This is a genomic window from Sphingomonas sp. CV7422 (assembly GCF_027945725.1).
GTDB lineage: Bacteria > Pseudomonadota > Alphaproteobacteria > Sphingomonadales > Sphingomonadaceae > Sphingomonas > Sphingomonas kyungheensis.
In genome coordinates, this window is sequence record NZ_CP115900.1 from 1,657,027 (window position 1) to 1,678,841 (window position 21,815).

Genomic DNA, 21,815 nt, shown 5'->3' on the forward strand with positions numbered 1-21,815 from the left:
CGGGGCCGATTGAGGCCGAAACCGCCGGATATGGGACTGTTGCAGGCCGGCGACGCACGCTAGGACGGCGCCATGCTGTTGCGTTTGGGGTGGTTCGGGCTTGGCGCGACTGCCGTGCTCCTTCTTCCCGGCCCGGCGGCGGCGCAGACGGCTCCGGCGGAGGTGCCGCTCGATCCCAATGCCCCGCTTGCGCCCCTGCCCGATATCGGCGTCGCCTGGCCAGAGCTCGGCAACGATCCCGCCGGCACGACGGCCGCCGCGACCGACGGCGCCGCCGAGCGCCGCTATGCGTGGCGGATCGACGGCATCGACACCAGCGCGACGCCGCTGCTGCGCAAGCGCTTCGAGGAATTGTCGACGCTGAGCGCCAATGACGGCAGCGCCGCCAACGCCGCGCAGCTCGATCGCCGCGCGCGCGAGGATGCCGACCTGTTGCAGACGCTGCTGCGCGGCGCGGGTTATTATGACGCGCGGGTGACGACGCGGGTCGAGCCGGGGACGAAGCCGCTCGTCGTGCTCGCCGCCGAACCGGGGACGCTGTACCGGCTCAGGGACGTGACGCTCGGCGGTCTTGCCGCGGCGGGCGACAAGGCGCCGCCGCTGCGCGAGGCGTTCGGGGTCAAGCCTTCGGACCCGGTCGATGCCGATGCGATCGTCGCCGGCACCGCGCGGCTGACGGCGCGGATCGGCCAGACCGGCTTCCCCTTCGCCGATGTCGGCGAACCGCAGATCGTCGTCGACCACGCCAGCAAGACCGCGACGCTCGACCTCCAGGTCGCGCCGGGCGCGCAAAGCCGGTTCGGCAAGTTCGTCGCGCTGCCGGGCAACCGCGTCTTCGGCCCCGATCACGTCCAGGAGATTTCGCGGCTCGCCCCCGGCGACACGTTCGACGCGACGACGCTCGACGATCTGCGCCGCGCGCTGGTGCAGACCGGGCTGGTCTCCTCGGTCGAGGTCAAGCCGATCCCGGCCGACGCGCCGGGGGTGGTCGACATCGGCGTCAAGCTCGGCGCCGCACCGGTGCATACGATCGCCGGCGAGCTCGGCTATGGCACCGGCGAGGGCGCGCGTGCCGAACTCAACTGGACGCATCGCAACCTGTTCCCGCCCGAAGGCGCGCTCACCCTGCGCAGCGTGCTCGGCACGCGCGAGCAGCTCGGCAGCGTCGTCTTCCGCCGCAACAATTTCGGCGACCGTGACCGCGTGCTGACCGCGCAGATCTCCGCGAGCCACGTCCAGCGCGATGCCTATGAGGCGAAGACCTATACCGTCGCCGCCAATATCGAGCGGCAGACGACGATCTTCTTCCAGAAGGCCTGGACCTGGTCGCTCGGCGGCGAGGTGCTGAGTTCGGACGAGCGCGACGTCATCGCCGCGACCGGCGAGCCGCGCCGCCGCACCTTCTATATCGCCGCCGCGCCGACCAGCCTCAATTACGACGGATCGGACGATCTGCTCAACCCGACCCGCGGCGTCCGCCTCGGCGGTCGGGTCAGCCCGGAATTCTCGCTGGAGAACGACGCGTTCGGCTATGCGCGCGTGCAGATCGACGCGAGCGCCTATCAGCCGGCGCGGCGCGGGCTGGTGCTCGCCGAGCGGATCCGGCTGGGCTCGATCCTAGGCGCCTCGCGCGACAGCATCGCGCCGTCGCGGCGCTTCTACGCCGGCGGCGGCGCGTCGGTGCGCGGCTATGGCTATCAGGCGATCGGGCCGCGCGACGTCAACAACGATCCGATCGGCGGGCGCAGCCTCGCCGAATTCTCGATCGAGGCGCGGGTGCGCGCCTTCGGCAATTTCGGCATCGTGCCGTTCCTCGACGGCGGCACCATCTATACCAGCGCGGTGCCGGGGCTCGGCGACTTCCAATATGGCGCGGGCGTCGGCGTGCGCTATTATTCCAACTTCGGCCCGATCCGCTTCGACGTCGGCACGCCGCTCAATCCGCAGCCGGGCGACAGCCGCATCGCCGTCTACGTCTCGCTGGGGCAGGCCTTTTGAGCCGCGCGCTGCGCCGGATCGCGCTCGCCCTCGCCGGACTGCTCGCGCTTGCGGCGCTGGCGCTGGCGGTGGTCGACACCGGCATCGGCCATCGCTGGGTGGCGCAGCGGATCGGCGCGATCCGCACCGCCAATGGCCTGCGCTTCACCATCGGGCGGATCGACGGCTCGCTCTACGACCGGGCGCGGCTCAGCGACGTGCGCGTCTATGATCTCGACGGCCTGCTGGTGCAGGCGCCGACCGTCGCGCTCGACTGGTCGCCATGGCGCTGGCTGCGGCATCAGCTCATCATCGACCGGCTGGCGATCCCGCGGGCGGTGCTGTTCCACGCGCCGCATACCCGGGCGATGCCGCGCACCGGGCCGATCCTGCCCGATTTCGACATCCGCATCCGCGCGCTCGACGTCGAGCGGCTGGTGCTCGCCAAGCCGGTGCTCGGCACCGCGCGGGTCGGGCGGATCGCCGGCCGTGCCGACATCCGCCGCGGCCGCGCGCTGGTGCGGCTCGCCGCCAGCGTCGCCGGATCGGATCGGCTCACGCTGCGCCTCGATGCCGAGCCCGATGCCGGTCGCTTCGATCTCGATGCCAGCGCGGCGGGGCGCGCCGGCGGCGTCTTGTCGCGCAGCCTCGGCCTGCGGCGTGCCGTTGCCTTCGATATCGACGGGTCGGGCGGCTGGACGCGCTGGCGCGGGCGGGCGGTCGGCCGGATCGGTAGCGCGCGCGCGCTCGATCTCGCGCTCGCTGCCGACGATGGCCGCTATACGCTGGCGGGCGACCTGGTGCCGACCGGTCTGCTGAGCAGCGCGGCGCTGCGCCTCGCCGCACCGCGGCTGCGCGTCCAGGGGCAGGCGCGCTTCGCCGACCGACGACTCGACGGCCGGCTGACGCTGCGCAGTCCGGCGCTGGCGCTGGAGGCGACCGGCCTCGCCGATCTCGGTGCGGGGGCGTGGCGCAATCTGCGGCTCAGCGCGCGTTTGCTGCGGCCGGCGGCGATCATTCCGGCGATGACCGGCAGCGGCGTCGCCGCGCGCGCGGTGATCGACGGCGATTTCCGCAGCGCCCGCTTCGACTACCGGCTGCGCGCCGACCGGCTGGCGATCGACCGGACCGGCCTCGAAGAGGTGCGGCTCGCCGGCAGCGGCCGGCTCGGCCAGCGGCAGCTCGTGCTGCCGACGCGCTTCACCGCGGCGCAGGTCACCGGCGTCGGCACCGTCGCGGGCGGCGTGTTGCGGCATTTCAGCCTCGACGGGCCGCTGATGCTGAAGGGCTCGCTGCTCACCGGTGATTCGCTGCGGCTGCGCTCGGACCAGCTCGACGGGCGGCTGATGGTCGCGCTCGATCTCGCCACCGGCCGCTATGAGGTGGGGCTCAACGGCACGCTCAACCGCCTGTTCATCAAGGGGCTCGGCATCGTCGACCTGCGCTCCGACCTGCGCGTCGTGCCGGGGGCGGGGGGGCGCGGCACGCGCATCGTCGGGCGCGGCACGGCGCAGGTCGTGCGGCTCGACAATGGCTTCCTGCGCGGCCTGACCGGCGGCCTGCCGCGGATCAGCGCCGGCCTGGAACGCACCCCCGACGGCCTGTTGCGCTTCACCGACATGGTGCTGACCTCGCCGCTGCTCAGCCTGCGCGGCAACGGCTATCGCCGTCCCGACGATACCTTCCATATCGAGGCGAGCGGGCGACATGCCACCTATGGCCCGGTGGTGCTGCGGCTCGACGGCAAGATCGACCGGCCGACGCTCGACCTGCAATTCGCCAGCCCCAATGCGGCGCTCGGCCTGTCGCAGGTGCGCGCGCATCTCGATCCGACGGCGAGCGGCTTCACCTATCGCGCCGCGGGCGAATCGCGGCTCGGGCCGTTCACGCTGGCGGGATCGATCCTGCTGCTGCCGCCGGGCGTCGACGACATTCTGGTCGTCGACCGGCTGGCGGTGAGCGGCACCGCGGCGAGCGGCAGGCTGACGATCGGCCATGGCGGCTTCACCGGGCGGCTCGCGGTGGCGGGCGGCGGGCTGGCGGGCGAGTTGCTGTTCCGCCCGGTCGGCACGGTGCAGCGGATCGAGACGCATCTCAGCGCGGCCGACGCGCAGCTCGGCAGCGCGACGCTGCGCCGCGGCCGCGTCGACGCGGCGCTGCTGCTCGATCCCGCCGGCACCGCGCTCGATCTCACCACCAGCGGTGCGGTCGTGCGGCTCGGGCGACTCAGCCTCGCGCGCTTCGCCGGCACGGCGAAATTGCGCGGCGGCGTCGGCGAGGTGCGCGCGTCGATCGCCGGATCGCGCGGGCGCGCCTTCGACATCCAGACGGTGACGCAGGTGGCGCAGGATCATCTGTCGGTTGCCGCGCAGGGCACGCTCGACCGCCGCCCGCTGCGGCTGCTCGCGCCCGCCGACATCCGTCGTGAGGGCGACGGCTGGCGGCTCGCGCCGACGCGGCTGAGCTTCGCCGGCGGCGAGGCGGAGGTCGGCGGCCATTATGCTGCGGATGCATTGTCGCTCGACGCCGCGCTGACGGGCATGCCGCTGGCGATCCTCGATATCGGCTATCCGCGGCTCGGCCTCGGCGGCACCGCGTCGGGGACGTTCAGCTATGCGACCGGGGCCGATCGTGCGCCGACCGGCAAGGCCAATCTGACCGTCCGTGGGCTGAGCCGCGCCGGGCTGGTGCTGTCGTCGCGGCCGATCGACCTCGGTCTCGCCGGCATCCTCTCCGCCGACCGATTAGGCGTGCGCGTGGTGATGGCGTCGGGCGGCAAGACGATCGGCCGCGCCCAGGCGCTGCTCAAGCCGCTCGGCTCGGGCGACCTCGCCAGCCGGATCGCGGCGGCGCCGCTGTTCGCGCAGCTGCGCTATTCGGGGCCGGCGGATACGGTGTGGCGGCTGACCGGGCTCGAACTGTTCGACCTGTCGGGCCCGGTGGCGATCGGCGCCGACGTCAGCGGCCGGATCGGCGCGCCGCTGATCCGCGGCGTGCTGCAGGCCAATGGCGCGCGGATCGAGAGCGCCAACACCGGCACCGTGCTGACCAACGTCCAGGCGAACGGCCGCTTCAACGGATCGCGGCTGGTCATCGACCGGCTGACCGCCGACGCCGGCAAGGGCGGCCGCGTCGCCGGCAGCGGCGATTTCGACTTCGCCGCGCCGCACGGCATCGGCCTCGCGCTCAAGCTTCAGGCGGATCATGCGGTGATGATCAACCGCGACGATATCGGCGCGACCGTCACCGGCCCGCTCACCTTCACCTCCGACGGCAAGGGCGGGACGATCGCCGGCGACATCGTGCTCAACCGCAGCCGCTACCGGCTCGGCCAGGCGAGCGCGGCGGCGGCGCTGCCACGGCTCAACGTCCGCGAGATCAACCTGCCCGACGGCGGCGAGGAGGATGATACGCCCGTCACGCCGTGGACGCTCGCGATCAAGGCGCGTGCGCCCGACAAGGTGATCGTCAGCGGCCTCGGCCTGTCGAGCGAATGGTCCGCCGACCTCGGCATCGCCGGCCAGCCGGGCAATCCGGCGATCACCGGCCAGGCGAACATGATCCGCGGCGATTATGAATTCGCCGGGCGCAAGTTCCAGCTGTCGCGCGGCGTGATCCGCTTCGCCGGCGAGGTGCCGGCCAATCCGGTGCTCGACATCGAGGCCAATGCCGACAGCACCGGCCTTGCCGCGACGATCCGCGTTACCGGCACCGCGCTTAAGCCCGAGATCGGCTTCACCAGCACGCCGGCGCTGCCCGAGGACGAATTGCTGTCGCGGCTGCTGTTCGGCACCTCGATCACCAAATTGTCCGCACCCGAGGCGTTGCAGCTCGCCGCGGCGGTGGCGGCGTTGCAGAACGGCGGCAACGGCCTCAACCCAATCAACGCGGTGCGCCGCGCCGCGGGACTCGACCGGCTGCGCATCCTGCCCGCCGATCCGCAGACCGGGCAGAGCACGTCGATCGCCGCGGGCAAATACGTCACCCGCCGGCTCTATGCGGAGATCGTCACCGACGGGCAGGGCTATTCGGCGACCCAAGTCGAGTTCCAGGTGACGCGCTGGCTGTCGCTGCTGTCGAGCATCTCGACGCTCGGGCGGCAGAGCGCGAACGTGCGGGTGTCGAAGGATTATTGAGGCGGGAGACCCATTCGCCCCGCGGCGCCTCGACCGACAGTGCAAGGAGGGGATGAGGTCATCTGACCATTGGCCCTGACCCTGTCGAAAGGCGGGTCTCCGCAGGCGCGCGTCCTTGTGGGACAGTGCGCTTCGACAGGCTCGGCGCAAACGAAGGTGGGGCGTTCGCCGCCTCTCCCGCCTCACCTTGACCTGACGAAGGGCAGGTAAATGCCCTGCCGCTTCGACAGGCTAGGAGGACGTCCCGTTATTTCTTGCCGGCGCGCTGCTTGCGGGCGGCGTAGCGGGCATCGCGCGCCGCCTTCATCTCGGCTTCGGTCGGCATCTTGGGCTTGGCCTTGGCGGCGGCTTCTGCCGCAGCGAGGGCGGCGGCTTCGGCAGCGGCCTTCTTCTCGGCGATCGCCTGCTCGCGCGCTGCCTGCTTCTCGGCGCGCGCCTTGGCGAGCGCGGCTTCCTTCGCCTCGGCGGCGGCGACACGGGCGGCGACGATCGCCGGGTCGAGCGGTGGCTTGGCGCGCAGCTTCTCGAGCGCCGCCTGCTTGGCTTTGGCGGACAGCGCGGCGCGCTCCTGGAACGTCTGGGGCTTGTAGGCTGACATGTGAGGCGTGATGATCCTGTCGATTGTGAGAGTGTCTCGGCGGTGGCCGTTACTGCAAAACGCCCGAATTGGCAAAAACGCCCGTCGCGGCGCGCCATCAGCCGCGATAAAGCGCCGGCTTTGCACGCGAAGGGAGCCGCGATGACGCCACGCGAATTGATCGACACCGCCGAGGTGCCGGGCGGCGAGCCGCTGCGGCTGTTCCGGCGCGGCGCCGATTACATGATCGTGCTCGACCGCAACGAGCTGATGAACAGCCGGATGAGCGGATCGGAAGAGGCGCTCGCGACGATGACGATCGAGCGGTTGGGGCGGCCGGCGCCGCATCTGCTGATCGGCGGCTATGGCATGGGCTTCACCCTGCGCGCGGCGCTCGGCCGGCTGGGGCCGCAGGCGCGCGTCACCGTCGCCGAGCTGGTGCCGCAGATCGTCGACTGGGCGCGCGGGCCGATGGCGGCGCTGACCGACGGCTGCCTCGACGATCCGCGCGTCACCGTCACCTTCGCCGACGTCGCGGAGGTGATCGCCACAGCCCCGCGCGCCTATGACGCGATCCTGCTCGATGTCGACAACGGACCCGACGGGCTGGTCCGCGCCGCCAACGACCGGCTCTATGCGGCGCGCGGCCTCGCCGCGGCGCGCGCAGCGCTGACCCCCGGCGGTGTGCTCGCCATCTGGTCGGCGGCGAAGGATGCGGCGTTCGCCCGGCGGCTGCGCGAGGGCGGCTTCACCGTCGACGAGGTCACCGTCCGCGCGCGCAGCAACGGCAAGGGCGCGATGCACACCATCTGGTTTGCGGTGCCGCGCTGAGTCGTGCAACCGGCGCCCGCCCCGAACGGTTCGGAGCGGCGGACGAAGGAGCGAAGACGATGAGCGATCGCGTGGCACGAATCACCCGTACCGGCGGCCCCGAAGTGATCGAATGGGTCGACATCGACCTGCCGCCGCCCGGCGCGGGCGAGGTGCGGATGCGGCACCATGCGGTCGGGCTCAACTATATCGACACCTATCATCGCAGCGGCGTCTATCCGGTCGAGCTGCCGAGCGGCCTCGGCAGCGAGGCGGCGGGCGTAATCGAGGCGGTGGGCGAGGGCGTCGAGGGCTTTGCCGTCGGCGACCGCGTCGGCACCTTCGGCCCGGCGCGCGGCGCCTATGCGACCGCGCGCAACGTCGCGGCGCGGCAGCTGCTGCACCTGCCCGACGATATCGACGACGCGACCGCGGCGGCGCTGCTGCTCAAGGGCTGCACCACCGAATGCCTCGTCGATCGCTGCGCGCGCGTCCAGCCGGGGCAGACGGTGCTGGTCTGGGCGGCGGCGGGCGGCGTCGGCCAATTGCTCGTCGGCTGGCTCAAGGCGATCGGCGCGACGGTGATCGGCACCGCCGGCACCGCCGCCAAGGCCGATCATGCCCGTGCCGCCGGCGCCGACCGCGTGCTGCTCCATCGCGACGAGGATGTCGCAGCGCGGGTGCGCGAGATCACGCACGGCGAGGGCGTCGCGACGGTGTTCGACGGCGTCGGCCAGGCGACGTGGCAGGCGTCGCTCGATTCGGTGGCGCGGCGCGGGCTGATCGTCAGCTACGGCAATGCCGGCGGTGCGGTGACGGGCGTGTCGCTCGGCACGCTGGCGGCCAAGGGGTCGCTGTTCGTCACCCGGCCGACGCTGTTCGATTATTATGTCACGCCGGAAGAGCGGCGCGCGGGCGTCGACCGCGTCTTCGCGATGCTGCGCCGGGGCGCGATCCGGCCGCAGATCGGCCAACGCTTCCCGCTCGAACGGGCGGCGGACGCGCATCGCGCGCTCGAACAGGGGGAGACGCGGGGGAGTACGGTGCTGACGGTGGGGTGACGCGCGACAATGCGCGGGGTGGCGGTCGCCAAGGCCGCTCGATCCGAACGTCGTCGGAGATCGCGCGGACCGTCGAGAGAATAGCCGCCCTCGAACGGGCGTCCCGTGCTCCTGCGCACGCAGGAGCCCAGGGCGGCGAACGGAACCGCCGGTGTTTTGTTTCGCTCTGGATTCCTGCGTTCGCAGGAATACTGGTCACGCTTCGGAGCGGAAAGTTGCTACGACAGTCGCACCCCGCCACGGCATATTGCCCTCGCGCCGGTGCGCTGGGATAAGCCGCGCTGACGGCAACGTGGCCGCAGGGGAATGAGCGATGGACGACGGGGACGGGTGCGCAGGGGCGGACCGATCGCGGCAAGTGACGGCTTTGTCACGCCGCTGACGCGGATCCGCCATCCATCCCGCTGCACAGCGATCTATCCGGAGTTCCTCGTTCATGCCCCAGCATCCCATATTCTATGACGCCAGTGGCCGGCGCAAACGGCGCTTCACGCTCGGCGTCGTCGCGTTCGTGGCGTTGCTGGTGCTGTCGGTGGCGGTGTTCGCGGTGTCGATCGGCGCGGTGCCCCGCGCGCCGCTGCTGCCGGTCGAGGTCGAGCGGCCGGCGCTGCGCCGGCTCGCGCCGCCGCATGGCGTGATCCGCCGGGCCAAGCGCGGGCTCGATTATTATGCCGGCCAGCTGTTCGGCACCGGTCGCGGCGGCAAGGCGAGCGCCGGCAACCCCAATCTCGCCATCGCCTTCCATACGCCTTGGGACCAGTCGAGCGCCGCCAGCCTCGAACGGCATGTCGATCAGCTCGACTGGGTGATCCCGGGCTGGGTATCGGTGACCGGGCCGGACCATCGCATCCAGGTGTTGCGCGATACCGCCGGGCGGGCGATCCTCAACCGCGCGGTGCATCGCCCGGTGGTGATCCCGATGGTCCAGAACGCCAGCAACGGCGAATGGGACGGTGCGGGCACCGCCGCGATGCTGGCCGACCCGCGGGCGCGCGCCGCGTTCCTCGACCGGCTGGTGCCGTGGCTCGCCGCCAACAGCGCCGGCGGCGCCTTCTTCGACTTCGAGGAACTGCCGGCGAGCGCCCAGGCCAATTACCGCGCCTTCCTCGCCGAGGCGCAGCGACGCTTCGCCCCGCACGGCTGGAGCGTCTCGATCGCCGCGCCGGTCGCCGATCCCGACTGGAACCTGCCAGCCTATGCCAAGGTCACCGACAAGATCTTCCTGATGGCCTATGACGAGCACGAGCCGAGCGGCCCCGCCGGCCCGATCGCCTCGCAACATTGGTTCGCGGAGAGCGTCGCCAGCGCCGCGCGCGGCATCCCCGCCGCCAAGCTGGTCGTCGCGATCGGCTCCTATGCCTATGACTGGCACGACGGCGGCGGCGATCCGCTCGGCGTCGAGGAGGCGTGGCAGAATGCGCGCGATTCGGGGGCGATGCCGGCGTTCGACCGGGCGAGCGGCAACAGCAGCTTCGCCTATAGCGACGGCGGCAGCCGCCATGTCGTCTGGCTGCTCGACGCCGCCTCCGCCTATAACGAGATCGCGCTGCTGCATCGCGCCGGGATCGGCAGCGTCGCCCTGTGGCGGCTCGGCGCCGAGGACCCGGGCCTGTGGTCCGTGTTCGGGCGCGATCACCGCAGCCTGCCGGCGGTCTCGGCGATCGACTCGATCCCCGCCGGCACGATCACCGACATCGAGGGCGCCGGCGAGATATTGAAGATCGCCGCCACCCCCGTGCCGGGCGAGCGCCGCGCGATCGCCGGGCCGGGCGGAACGATCGCCGACGTCCAGTTCCAGCGTCTGCCCAAGGCCTATGAGGTCGATCGCACCGGCTATCGCAGGAACCTGCTCGCGCTGACCTTCGACGACGGCCCCGATCCGAAATGGACGCCGCAGATCCTCGACGTGCTCAAGCAGAAGCACGCCCCGGCGACCTTCTTCATCATCGGCGAGAATGCGCTGACCCAGCGGTCGCTGCTGCAACGCATGGTGTCGGAGGGGCATGAGATCGGCAGCCACACCTACACCCATCCCAATCTCGCCACCGTCTCGCCAGGGCAGGTGTGGTTCGAGCTCAACGCGACGCAGCGGCTGTTCCAGGCCTTCACCGGCCATTCGCTGCGGCTGTTCCGCGCGCCCTATTTCGGCGACGCCGAACCGTCGACCGCGGACGAGATCGAGCCGGCGCTGCAGGCGCAGGAGCGCGGCTATGTCTCGGTCGGCCTGCACGTCGACCCCGGCGACTGGAAGCGGCCGGGCGTCCAGCAGATCATCGACGCGACGATCGACCGCGTGACCAGCGGCCCCAAGACCTGCGACGGCGATTCGGATGCCGATTGCAGCCGCAACGTCATCCTGCTCCACGACGCCGGCGGCAATCGTGCCGAGACGGTCGCGGCGCTGCCGGTGATCATCGACCGGCTGCGCGCGCTCGGGTATCGATTCGTGCCCGTCTCGACGCTCGCCGGCCTGTCGCGCCATGCCTCGATGCCGCCGATCAGCGCGAGCGACCAGCTTGCCGCCAACGTCGACCTCGCGCTGTTCAGCGCACTCGGCGGGATCGCGGTGGGGCTGCGCTGGCTGTTCATGATCGCGATCACCATCGGCATCCTGCGCGCGCTGGCGCTCTCCGCGCTGGCGCTGATCCAGGCGCGGCGCGAGGGCCGGACGGTGTTCCCGGCGATCGATCCCGCCCGCTTCGTCACCGTGCTGATCCCCGCCTATAACGAGGAGCGGGTGATCGAGCGCGCGGTGCGCGGCGTGCTCGCCTCGGTCGATGTCGCGGTCGAGGTGATCGTGATCGACGACGGGTCGAAGGACGCGACCTCCGCGGTGGTCAGCGCCGCCTTCGGCGACGATCCGCGCGTGCGGCTGCTCACGCTCGTCAACGGCGGCAAGGCGCGCGCGCTCAACACCGGACTTGAGCACGCCAAGGGCGAGATCGTCATCGCGCTCGACGCCGACACGCAGTTCGAGCCGACGACGATCGCGCGGCTGGCGCGCTGGTTCGACGATCCCAGGCTGGGGGCGGTCGCGGGCAATGCCAAGGTCGGCAACCGCGTCAATCTCGTCACCAAATGGCAGGCGCTCGAATATATCACCGCGCAAAATCTCGAACGGCGCGCCTTCGCGCGGCTCGATGCGATCACCGTCGTGCCCGGCGCGGTCGGCGCGTGGCGGCTCGCCGCGATCCGCCAGGTCGGCGGCTATCCGCACGACACGCTGGCGGAGGATCAGGACCTCACCATCGCCATCCAGCGTGCCGGCTGGCGCGTCCAGTACGATCAATATGCGATCGCCTGGACCGAGGCGCCCGAGACGTTCCGCGCGCTCGCCAAACAGCGGTTCCGCTGGGCGTTCGGCACGCTGCAATGCCTGTGGAAGCATCGTTCGGCGATCGGCCGCAGCAGCCCTCGCGGATTGGGCTGGATCGGCCTGCCGCAGGCGATCGTCTTCCAGATCCTGCTCGCCGCAATCAGCCCGATCATCGATCTCGCGCTGCTCGTCAGCTTCGTCGTCACCTATCTCGACATCCAGGCGCATGGCTGGGCGCAGACCAGCCACGACGTCTATACGATGCTCGCCTTCTGGCTGGTGTTCACCGCGATCGATCTGCTCGCCGCGACGATCGCCTTCGCACTCGAACGGCGCGAGCGCTGGCGCCTGCTGTGGCTGCTGGTGCCGCAGCGGATCGGCTATCGCCAGATCATGTATTATGTCGTGCTCAAGGCGATCGCGCAGGCGCTGCGTGGACCGATGGTCGGTTGGGGCAAATTGCAGCGGACCGGGCGGGTGAGCGCGTCGTGAGCGGGGTGGAGACAGGATGAGCCTGCCCCTTTCCTGCTTGGGGCAACGTCAATCGCAGGACTGACCGTAAGTCGCGGCATGTAGGGCACAGTGGTTCGAATTGATGAGCGTCATGACGCCTTTGACGCCGGGTTCGGGCGTCCAGGGCGTTGCGGTTGATAGTCGACCGCAGTCAGGAGCTGGTCGCGCAGGCGTCGGGCGTCACCTAGCCAAACTGACAAAAGGACGGTCGCGTCGGCGCAGCGCCTTGTATACGGCGGAATACAGTCTTCCTATTCGGGTGCCGTCATGATCCGTCCGCTGTTGCTCATCCTCGCGCTGACGTTCGCCGCGCCGGCCGTCGCGCAGCGCGCGCCGCTGGTGCTCGCCGCCGCGAGCCTGCAGGAAGGGATGAACGCCGCCGCCGATGCCTGGGCCAAGCAGGGGCATCCGCGGCCGGTGGTGTCGTTCGCCGCCTCCTCGGCGCTGGCGCGGCAGGTCGAGGCGGGGGGCGCGGCGGATCTCTTCGTCTCCGCCGACCAGCAGTGGATGGACGAGCTCGCCGCCCGGCGTCTGATCGTCACCGGCAGCCGCGTCACCTTCCTCGGCAACCGCCTCGTCGTCGTCGCCGACAGGAACGACCGCGTGCGCATCCCGCTGCGCCCCGCCGCAGCGCTCGCGCGCGTGCTGAGCCGCGGGCCGCTCGCGATGGCGGATGCGCCGGTGCCGGCGGGGCGCTATGGCGAGGCGGCGTTGCGGGCGCTCGGCGTCTGGAGCGCGGTTGCGCCCCATGTCGTCCGCGGCGACAGCGTGCGCGCCGCGCTGACGCTGGTCGAACGCGGCGCGGCCCCGCTCGGCATCGTCTATGCCACCGATGCGCGCGCCGCGCCCGGCGTCCGCATCGCCGGCGTCTTCCCCGAAGCGAGCCATCCGCCGATCACCTATCCGGTCGCGCGGCTGACCGCGTCGCGCAACCCGGAGGGCGAGCGCTTCCGCCGCTTCCTCGTCAGCGGTGCGGGCAAGGCGATCTTCGCGCGATACGGTTTCGCGCCGCGCTGATGCTGTCCGCCGACGAATGGACGATCCTCGCGCTGTCGCTGCGCGTCGGCGCGGTGGCGATGGCGGCGGCGCTGCCGCCGGCGTTCGCGCTCGCCTGGCTGCTCGCGCGGGTGCGGTTTCCGGGCAAGGTGCTGGTCGACGCGGTCGTCCATCTGCCGCTGGTGGTGCCGCCGGTGGTCACCGGCTGGCTGCTGCTCCTCGCCTTCGCGCCGGCCGGGCCGGTCGGCAGCCTGCTGCAGCATTGGTTCGGGATCAGCGTGCTGTTCCGCTGGACCGGCGCCGCGATCGCGGCGGCGATCATGGCGCTGCCGCTGATGGTGCGGGCGATGCGGCTGTCGATCGAGGCGGTCGACGCGGGTCTGGAGAATGCGGCGCGCACGCTCGGCGCAGGGCCGTGGCGGGTGTTCTGGACGCTGACGCTGCCGCTCAGCCTGCCCGGCGTGCTCGCCGGTGCGGTGCTCGGCTTCGCGCGCTCGATCGGCGAGTTCGGCGCGACGATCACCTTCGTCTCCAACGTTCCCGGCGAGACGCAGACGCTGCCGCTGGCGATCTATTCGGCGTTGCAGCAGCCGGGCGCCGAGGCGACGGTATGGCGATTGTCGGGAATTGCGGTCGCGGTGAGCTTCGCCGCGCTGCTCGCCTCCGAATGGCTCACCCGCCGCGTCCGCCGGGGGCTGCATGGCGTTTGAGATCCAGGTCGCCAAGCGATTGGGCGAGGCCGAAATCGCGCTCGATTGCGTCGCCGGCGACGGGCTGACCATGTTGTTCGGTCCGTCGGGGACGGGCAAGACGAGCGTGCTCAACATGGTCGCCGGGCTGCTCCGCCCCGACCGCGGTCGCATTTCGGTGGCCGGGCGCATGCTGTTCGACGCCGCGACCGGGGTCGACGTGCCGCCGCAGCATCGCCGCGCCGGCTATGTCTTCCAGGACCCGCGGCTGTTCCCGCATCGCCGCGTCCGCGCCAATCTGCTGTACGGCGCGCGCGACGAGCGGGCGCTGCCGGCGACGGTGGCGATGCTCGGCATCGGGCATCTGCTCGATCGCTGGCCGCGGACGCTGTCGGGCGGCGAGGCGCGGCGCGTCGCGATCGGCCGGGCGCTGCTCAGCGATCCCGCCTTCCTGTTGCTCGACGAGCCGCTGTCGTCGCTGGACCGGCCGCGCCGCGCCGAGATCATGGACGCGCTGCTCCGCGTGCGCGACGAGGCGCGGCTGCCGATGCTGATGGTGACACACGATCCCGAGGAGGCCGAACGGCTTGCGACCCGCGTCGTCACGCTATGATCCCCCTTTGCCGCTAAACCGTAACATGCCATGCGTAGGCCGACGCTGCGGGACGGGATGACTTCATGCGCTTGAAACTCGACGCGCGCACGCGGCGCCTGGTGCGCCGCCTGCCCGTCGTGAACGTCTATTCGCTGGCCGAGCTGCTCCTGATCGCAGGGCTGGCGACGCAGAGCGCACGGCTGGTGTGGACGCTGGTGACGCCGGTGTCGCCGCTGGGGGACTGGCGTCCGGCGACGGTCAGCGTGCCGGGGCGGCCCTATGATGTGCTCGCCGGCTTCGATCCCTTCTTCCGGCTCGGTGGCGCGCCGCAGGGGCCTGCGACGGTGACCGCGCTGCAACTGACGCTGTTCGGCATCCGCGTCGACGAGGCGTCGGGGCGCGGCTCCGCGATCCTCGCCGGGCCGGACAACGTCCAGAAGAGCGTCGCGGTCGGCGAGGAGATCCAGCCGGGCGTGCGGCTCAAGGCGGTCGCCTTCGATCATATCACCATCGATCGCGGCGGCACGGCGGAGGATCTGTTCCTCGTCCAGTCCGACGCGCCGCCACCGCCGCCGGTCGGATCGGGCGGGCTCGGCCAGACCGGCCCGATCCCCGGTGCGCCGCTCGCGCCGCCGCCCGGCGGCGCGGCGCCGATCCGCGCCGACCAGATCCGCAGCGAGATCGGCTTCATCCCGCGGATCGATTCGGGGCGTATCTCCGGCCTCGTCGTCCGGCCGCAGGGTTCGGGCGCGCTGTTCCGCAACGCCGGCCTGCGCGACGGCGACGTCGTCACCGCGATCGGCGGCCGGCCGGTCAGCGGCCCGCAGGACCTCGACCGCGTCACCGCCGATTTCGCCGGTGGCGGCAACATCCCCATCACCGTAGAACGTGGGTCGCAGACGCTCGCGCTCGCCATCACGATCGCGCCCAATCGATGAAGACCCACATGAAGACTTTCGCTTCCGCCCTGCTGCTGTCCTCCGCATTGCTCGCGCTGCCGGTCGCGGCGACCGCGCAGACCACGCTCAACGTCCGCGATGCGGATATCCGCGCCTTCATCGCCGATGCCGCCAAGGTGACCGGGCGGACGTTCATCATCGACGCGCGGGTCAACGGCAAGGTGACGGTCGTCACCGACCGGCCGCTCAGCCGGTCCGAATATTTCGAGACCTTCCTGTCGACGCTGCGCGCCAACGGCCTGGTCGCGGTGCCGACCGGCAATGGCGCCTTCCGCATCCAGCCGATCGACAATGCCGCCTCGCAGCCGAGCCGCATCGGTGCGGCGGGCGCCAACCGCAACAGCTTCGTCACCGAGATCATCCGCCTGCGCTCGATCGACGCGGCGCAGGCGATCGAGACGGTGCGGCCGCTGGTCAGTGCGCAGGGCGCGGTGAGCGCCAACCGCGGCTCGAACAGCCTCGTCATCGTCGATTTCGGCGACAACATCCGCCGTATTCGCGAAGTGCTGCGCCGTGTCGATGCCGACAATGCCTCAACCCGCGTCGTCGCGCTCAAGAACGCCTCGGCCAAGGAGATCGCCGCGGCGCTGCAAGGGCTCGCCACCGGCGCACCGGGCGGGCAGGGCGGCGCGCAGGGCGGCGTCGGCACCACCGTCACCGCGGTCGACAGCAGCAATTCGGTGGTGATCCGCGGCGACGTCAACAGCGTCGCGCGGCTCGTCCAGGTCGCGCAGGATCTCGATCAGAAGGCGAAGAACGGCACCGAGATCCGCGTCGTCTTCCTCGAAAACGCCGATGCGGCGCAATTGCTGCCCGTGCTCCAGCAGCTCGTCGGCCAGACGCCGGACGCGGTGCAGGAAACGCAGCTGTCGCGCACCCAGACCGGCTTCGGCAGCAGCACCGGCGGCAGCAGCAACACGAGCCAGCAGCGGCAGGTGACGCAGGCACCGGTGCAGCAGACGAGCAACGCCGGCGGCACGACGACGGGGAACGGCCGCCCGGCGATCTCGACCGAGGGCGGGCGCTCCGCCGCGGTGGTGACGCGCTTCCAGGGCGCCAATGCGATCGTCATCGCCGCCCCCGCCGATATCCAGCGGCAGCTGTCGGATGTCGTCCGCCAGCTCGATACGCGCCGCGAGCAGGTGCTGATCGAGGCGATCGTCGCCGAAGTCTCGGACGCGACGGTCAACAAGCTCGGCGCGCAATTCGTGCTCGCCAATCCGTCCGGCGGCGCCTTCGCCGCCTCGACCTTCTCGAACAGCGCGCCCAACATCCTCCAGATCGCCGGCGCGATCGGCGCGCGCGAGCTGTCGAACAATACGACGACGACGGTCGCCAACGGCGTCGTCACCACCGTCACCAACAATACCGCGTCGGATACGCTGACCCAGTCGGCGCTCAATTCGATCCTCAGCTCGACCGGCGGCTTCGGTGGATTCGGCGGCAAGATCGGCGACGTGCTGTTCGGCGCGATCATCAATGCGGTGAAGAGCGACACCACCTCCAACCTGCTGCAGGTGCCGCACCTCGTCACAGTCGACAATCAGGAGGCGCACAGCCTCGTCGGGCAGGAGATTCCGATCACCACCGGGCAGGCCTTGTCGAACAATTTCGACAATACCTTCCGCACCACGCAGCGCGAGAATGTCGGCATCGAGCTGACCGCGCGGCCGCAGGTCAATTCGTCCGGCACGGTCAAGCTGATCCTGCGCCTCGAGGTGAGTTCGATCGCCGGGCCGGTGTCGAGCGACAACAGCGACCTGATCCTCAACAAGCGCGAGATCGAGACGACACTGACCGTCGACGAGGGGCAGATCGCGGTGATGGGCGGGCTGCTCAGCGACGAGGAGCGGCGGACGATCGAGAAGATCCCGTTCCTCGGCGACATTCCGGTGCTGGGCAACCTGTTCAAGTCGAAGGCCAAGTCGCGCAACAAGACCAATTTGATGATCTTCATCCGACCGACCATCCTGCGCAGCGCGGCGGACAGCCGCAAGCTCGCCGAGCAGCGTTACGGCTATATCCGGCTGCAACAGGGATTGCAGTCGCCCGACGAGGAGCCGTCGATCGACCAGCTCGTCCGCGACTATCTGGGGGCGGCGGCGCCGATCCCCTCCGCGCCGGTGCCTGGCAATATCGACGATCCACGCATCGCGGTGCCGATCCAGCACAACACCACCAAGGTCATCCGGCCGAGGGAGCGGTGAGGACGCGCGGATCGGCAGGCCGGCGCGGGCCGGCGGTCCGTCGCCCGGACCGGCCGGTGGCCGAGCGCGGGCGGACGGTTGGATGCCTCCGCACCGCTTCGTCCCGCGCAACGCCGAGGGGAGGGTGTTCGCTTCCTCCCCCCGGATCGTCATCCCCGCGCAGGCGGGGATCCAGACACGCTAATCTCCCGGCTTTGTCGCCGCACCTGCGTCTATGGATCCCCGCCTGCGCGGGGATGACAGAAGTGGGGATGGTGTGCTCCGTCACTATATCGTCCCGACGCCGCTGGAAAACCGGAGGCGCGGACCTCGTGGGCCCATCGCGGCTCGCCCCCGCGGGGATGACGAGGGATGGGGGCCTCCCCATCTGGCTGCTGGCGTCCGGGCATCGGTCGAGCGTGACGCGGAAAGGCGAGGTATCGGCATGATCATCCGCACCGGCGAGGCGCTCGCCGCGCCCGAACAGCTCGTTATCGACGCGGCGGCGACCGCGCCGGTCGAGCCGCTGCCGATGCTCGCCATCCCCTATGGCTTCGCGCGGCGGCACGGCGTCGTCGTCACCCATACCGAGAGCGATACGCATCTCACCGTCGCCTTGCGCGCCGGCGCCAATCCCAAGGCGCTGATCGAGGTGCGGCGCTATCTCGCCCGCCCGTTCGACGTCGCGGTGGTCGAGGCGCCGCAGTTCGACCGGTTGCTGTCCGATCAGTATGCGATGGACGGCCAGGCCAATGCGCTCGCCGCGGTCGGCATGGGCGACGAGCTCGACAGCCTCGCCGAGGGCCTACCGACCGCCGAGGACCTGCTCGACACCGCCGACGACGCGCCGGCGATCCGGCTGATCAACGGCATCATCGCCGATGCCGCGCGCAACGGCGTGTCGGATATCCATATCGAGCCCTATGAGACCGGCCTGATCGTGCGCATGCGGATCGACGGCGTGCTGCGCGAGACGCTGCGCATGCCGCCGCACGTCGCGCCGGTCGTGGTCAGCCGCATCAAGGTGATGGCGCGGCTCGACATCGCCGAGCGGCGCGTGCCGCAGGACGGACGCATGGGGCTGACCCTGGGCGGCAAGCTGCTCGACGTGCGCGTCTCGACGCTGCCGAGCCGGGCGGGCGAACGCGTCGTGCTGCGTATCCTCGACAAGGACAATGCCGGGATCGACCTCGACGCGCTCGGCATGGATGCGGGCATGTATGCGCTGTTGCGCGGCGCGCTCGCCGAGCCCAACGGCATCATCCTCGTCACCGGGCCGACCGGTTCGGGCAAGACCACCTCGCTCTACGGGGCGCTGCGGCTGCTCAACGACGGCAGCCGCAATATCCTCACCGTCGAGGATCCGGTCGAATATGCGGTCGAGGGCGTCGGGCAGACGCAGGTCAATCCCAAGGTCGGGCTGACCTTCGCGGCGGGGCTGCGCGCGATCCTGCGCCAGGATCCCGACGTGGTGATGGTCGGCGAGATCCGCGACCGCGAAACCGCCGAGATCGCGGTGCAGGCGTCGCTGACCGGCCACCTCGTGCTGTCGACGGTCCATACCAACGACGCGGTCGGCGCGATCACCCGGATGCGCGACATGAAGGTCGAGCCGTTCCTGCTCGCCTCGACGCTGCGCGCGGTGATCGCGCAGCGGCTGGTGCGGCGGCTCTGCCCCGCCTGCCGGCGGCCGGTGTCCGGCGCGCACGGCGTCGCCGGGCTGCTCGGCATCGAGCCCGAGGCGGTCGTCTATGAGGCGGTCGGCTGCGCGGCGTGCAACCATACCGGCTTCAAGGGGCGGATCGGCGTGTTCGAGGCGGTGCGCGTCGACGATACCATCCGCCGCTACATCAACGACGGCGCCGACGAGACCGCGATCGCCGCGCATGCCTTCGCGCGGACGCCGAACCTTGCGCAGGCGGCGGAAACGCTGGTGCGCAAGGGGCTGACCACCGCGGAAGAGGCGGTGCGGGTGTCGCGGCGCGATGCGAGCGAGCCGGTGGCCGAGGATGCGTGAGGGGCGGCAATTCCTCCCCGGCACGGAGCAGCGGGTCGGATCGTCCCCCGGACGATCCTTGACCATGCGGGGCATGGTCAACCCGCTGCTGGGGGCCAGCCGAAGACTGGTGGAGGGGGCTCTCCACGCAGCGCACCATCTTTGGAAGGCTCCCCTTCACTATACTGAGGCTGGTGAAGGGGGCTATTCACGCCGAGTAGCGTCCGCGGAAGCCCCCCTCCGTCACCGGTACGCGGTGCCACCTCCCCGAAGCGGGGAGAAATAGATGGCTGACTTCGACTATCTCGCCATCGACACGCGCGGGCAGGAGCAGCGCGGTCATGTTGCCGCCGCGTCGCTCGATGCGGCGCGCGCGCAGCTCGACCGGCGCAAGCTCTACGTCGTCCGCCTCGAACCGGGCGTGCCTGCGCCGGCGCAGAGCCGGCCGCTGTTCGGCATCCGTCTCGGCCGTGCGCGGATGAGCGGCAAGCAGCTCACCTTGTTCACCCGCCAGCTCGCGACGCTCAACCGCGTCTCGCCGCTCGAGGAATCCTTGCGCACCATCACCCGCCAGACCGAGCAGGACAGTGTCCGTGCGATCGTCGAGAAGGTGCATGGCGGCGTCGTCGAAGGCCGCCGGCTCGCCGATTCGATGGCGCGCGAGGGCAAGAGCTTTCCGCCGCTCTATCGCGCGATGGTCGCGGCGGGCGAAAGCTCGGGCAGCCTGCCGACGATCCTCGACCGGCTCGCCGCGCTGCTCGAACGGCAGGCGGAGATTCGCGGCAAGCTGATCACCGCGCTCGCCTATCCGACGATCCTCGCGGTGGTGGCGATGGGCGTGGTGACCGCGCTGATGGCTTTCGTCGTGCCGCAGGTGGTGCAGCAGTTCGACACGGTCGGGCAGGAGTTGCCGCTGCTCACCCGCATCGTCATCGGCCTGTCCGCGCTGCTGGTCGGTTATTGGTGGCTGATCGTGCTGGTTGTCGCGGTGGTCGGCGTCGGCGGCTGGTATGCGCTGCGCGATCCGGCGTTGCGCCTCGCCTTCGACACCGGCCTGCTGCGGCTGCCGCTGCTCGGGCGGCTGCTGCGCGATCTGCATGCGGCGCGGATGTCGCGGACGCTGAGCACGATGATCGCCAGCCGGCTGCCGCTGCTGGAGGGGCTCGCGCTCACCGCCTCGACCATCCACAACCGGCGGCTGCGCGTCGCCTCCGACGAGATCGTCGACGCGATCCGCGGCGGCGGCAGCCTGTCGGCGGCGATGCGCCGCGCCGGCGTCTTTCCGCCGCTGCTGACGTATCTCGCCGCGAGCGGCGAGGCGGCGGGGCGGCTCGACGAAATGCTCGAACGCGCCGCCGATTATCTGGAGCGCGAGTTCGACCGGTTCACTGCCACCGCGCTGTCGCTGCTCGAACCGGCGATCATCGTCGTGATGGGCGGCGTCGTCGCGACGATCGTGCTATCGATCCTGCTCCCGATCCTCCAGCTCAACACGCTGGCGGGACAATGAGGGGCCAATGAGGAAAGTCATGCGTAGACCCGAACAGAAACGCCACCGTCGCGAGGGGGGTGTCACCCCCGTGAGGCGCTCCGCCGAACACGGCTTCACGCTCGTCGAACTGATGGTGGTGATCGTGATCATCGGCCTGCTCGCCGCGATCGTCACGTTCAACGTGCTGCCCGCCGGCGACAAGGGCAAGATCACCAAGGCCAAGTCGGATATCAGCACGATCGAAGGCGCGCTGGAGATGTACCGGCTGCAGATGAACAGCTATCCGACCACCTCGCAGGGACTGCAGGCGCTGGTGACCGCGCCCGCCGGGGTCAATGCCGCCGAATATCAGCGCGGCGGCTATATCAAGAAGCTGCCGCCCGATCCCTGGGGCCGGCCGTACCTCTACGCCTCGCCCGGCCAGCATGGCGAGGCCGACGTGTGGAGCCTCGGCGCCGACGGCAAGGAAGGCGGCGAGGGCGTCAACGCCGATATCACTAGCTGGCAATAAC

At 70.7% G+C, this 21,815-nt stretch carries 14 protein-coding genes; 13 read left to right on the forward strand and 1 reads right to left on the reverse strand.

Features of this window, described 5'->3' with window-relative positions:
* The first annotated feature begins 72 nt into the window (after positions 1–72).
* Positions 73–1,998, forward strand: a complete 1,926-nt coding sequence (locus PBN85_RS08120) for an autotransporter assembly complex protein TamA (RefSeq protein WP_271300708.1) — start codon at positions 73–75, stop codon at positions 1,996–1,998.
* Positions 1,995–6,113 (forward strand): translocation/assembly module TamB domain-containing protein, encoded by a 4,119-nt coding sequence (locus tag PBN85_RS08125; RefSeq protein ID WP_271300709.1) that lies wholly within the window; start codon positions 1,995–1,997, stop codon positions 6,111–6,113. Before PBN85_RS08120 ends, PBN85_RS08125 begins: the two co-directional genes overlap by 4 nt.
* Before the next feature lie 247 nt (positions 6,114–6,360).
* Here the strand turns inward: PBN85_RS08125 and PBN85_RS08130 are convergent, their stop codons facing one another.
* Complete coding sequence (locus tag PBN85_RS08130) at positions 6,361–6,711, reverse strand: DUF6481 family protein (RefSeq protein WP_271300710.1); 351 nt, start codon at positions 6,709–6,711, stop codon at positions 6,361–6,363.
* A 141-nt stretch (positions 6,712–6,852) separates the two neighbouring features.
* On the opposite strand from PBN85_RS08130, the gene PBN85_RS08135 reads away from it, so the two are divergent.
* The 11 genes from PBN85_RS08135 (at position 6,853) to gspG (ending at position 21,814) form a co-directional block, all read left to right on the forward strand.
* Complete coding sequence (locus PBN85_RS08135) at positions 6,853–7,521, forward strand: spermidine synthase (protein ID WP_271300711.1); 669 nt, start codon at positions 6,853–6,855, stop codon at positions 7,519–7,521.
* 59 nt (positions 7,522–7,580) lie between these two features.
* Positions 7,581–8,561, forward strand: coding sequence for a quinone oxidoreductase family protein (locus PBN85_RS08140; protein WP_271300712.1), 981 nt, complete (start codon positions 7,581–7,583; stop codon positions 8,559–8,561).
* A 436-nt stretch (positions 8,562–8,997) separates the two neighbouring features.
* Positions 8,998–12,369, forward strand: coding sequence for a polysaccharide deacetylase family protein (locus PBN85_RS08145; RefSeq protein WP_271300713.1), 3,372 nt, complete (start codon positions 8,998–9,000; stop codon positions 12,367–12,369).
* Positions 12,370–12,657: 288 nt separating this feature from the next.
* Positions 12,658–13,407 (forward strand): molybdate ABC transporter substrate-binding protein, encoded by a 750-nt coding sequence (gene modA / locus PBN85_RS08150; RefSeq protein ID WP_037534894.1) that lies wholly within the window; start codon positions 12,658–12,660, stop codon positions 13,405–13,407.
* A complete protein-coding gene (modB, locus tag PBN85_RS08155; protein ID WP_271300714.1) occupies positions 13,407–14,096 on the forward strand; it encodes a molybdate ABC transporter permease subunit in 690 nt (229 codons plus the stop codon). The genes modA and modB overlap by 1 nt, the downstream gene beginning before the upstream one ends.
* On the forward strand, positions 14,086–14,688 hold the full coding sequence (locus PBN85_RS08160) for an ATP-binding cassette domain-containing protein (protein ID WP_271300715.1): 603 nt from the start codon (positions 14,086–14,088) through the stop codon (positions 14,686–14,688). Before modB ends, PBN85_RS08160 begins: the two co-directional genes overlap by 11 nt.
* A gap of 65 nt (positions 14,689–14,753) precedes the next feature.
* Positions 14,754–15,608, forward strand: a complete 855-nt coding sequence (locus PBN85_RS08165) for a type II secretion system protein N (protein WP_037534891.1) — start codon at positions 14,754–14,756, stop codon at positions 15,606–15,608.
* Positions 15,609–15,616: 8 nt separating this feature from the next.
* Positions 15,617–17,836 (forward strand): type II secretion system secretin GspD, encoded by a 2,220-nt coding sequence (gene gspD, locus PBN85_RS08170; RefSeq protein ID WP_271300716.1) that lies wholly within the window; start codon positions 15,617–15,619, stop codon positions 17,834–17,836.
* A gap of 424 nt (positions 17,837–18,260) precedes the next feature.
* Positions 18,261–19,832, forward strand: a complete 1,572-nt coding sequence (locus PBN85_RS08175; RefSeq protein WP_271300717.1) for a GspE/PulE family protein — start codon at positions 18,261–18,263, stop codon at positions 19,830–19,832.
* A gap of 265 nt (positions 19,833–20,097) precedes the next feature.
* Positions 20,098–21,321: a type II secretion system inner membrane protein GspF gene (gene gspF, locus PBN85_RS08180; protein ID WP_271300718.1), complete on the forward strand. Its 1,224-nt coding sequence runs from the start codon at positions 20,098–20,100 to the stop codon at positions 21,319–21,321.
* Positions 21,322–21,340: 19 nt separating this feature from the next.
* Positions 21,341–21,814 carry a type II secretion system major pseudopilin GspG gene (gene gspG / locus PBN85_RS08185; RefSeq protein ID WP_271300719.1) on the forward strand — a complete coding sequence of 158 codons (474 nt, stop codon included), beginning with the start codon at positions 21,341–21,343 and terminating at the stop codon, positions 21,812–21,814.
* Position 21,815 lies beyond the last annotated feature (1 nt).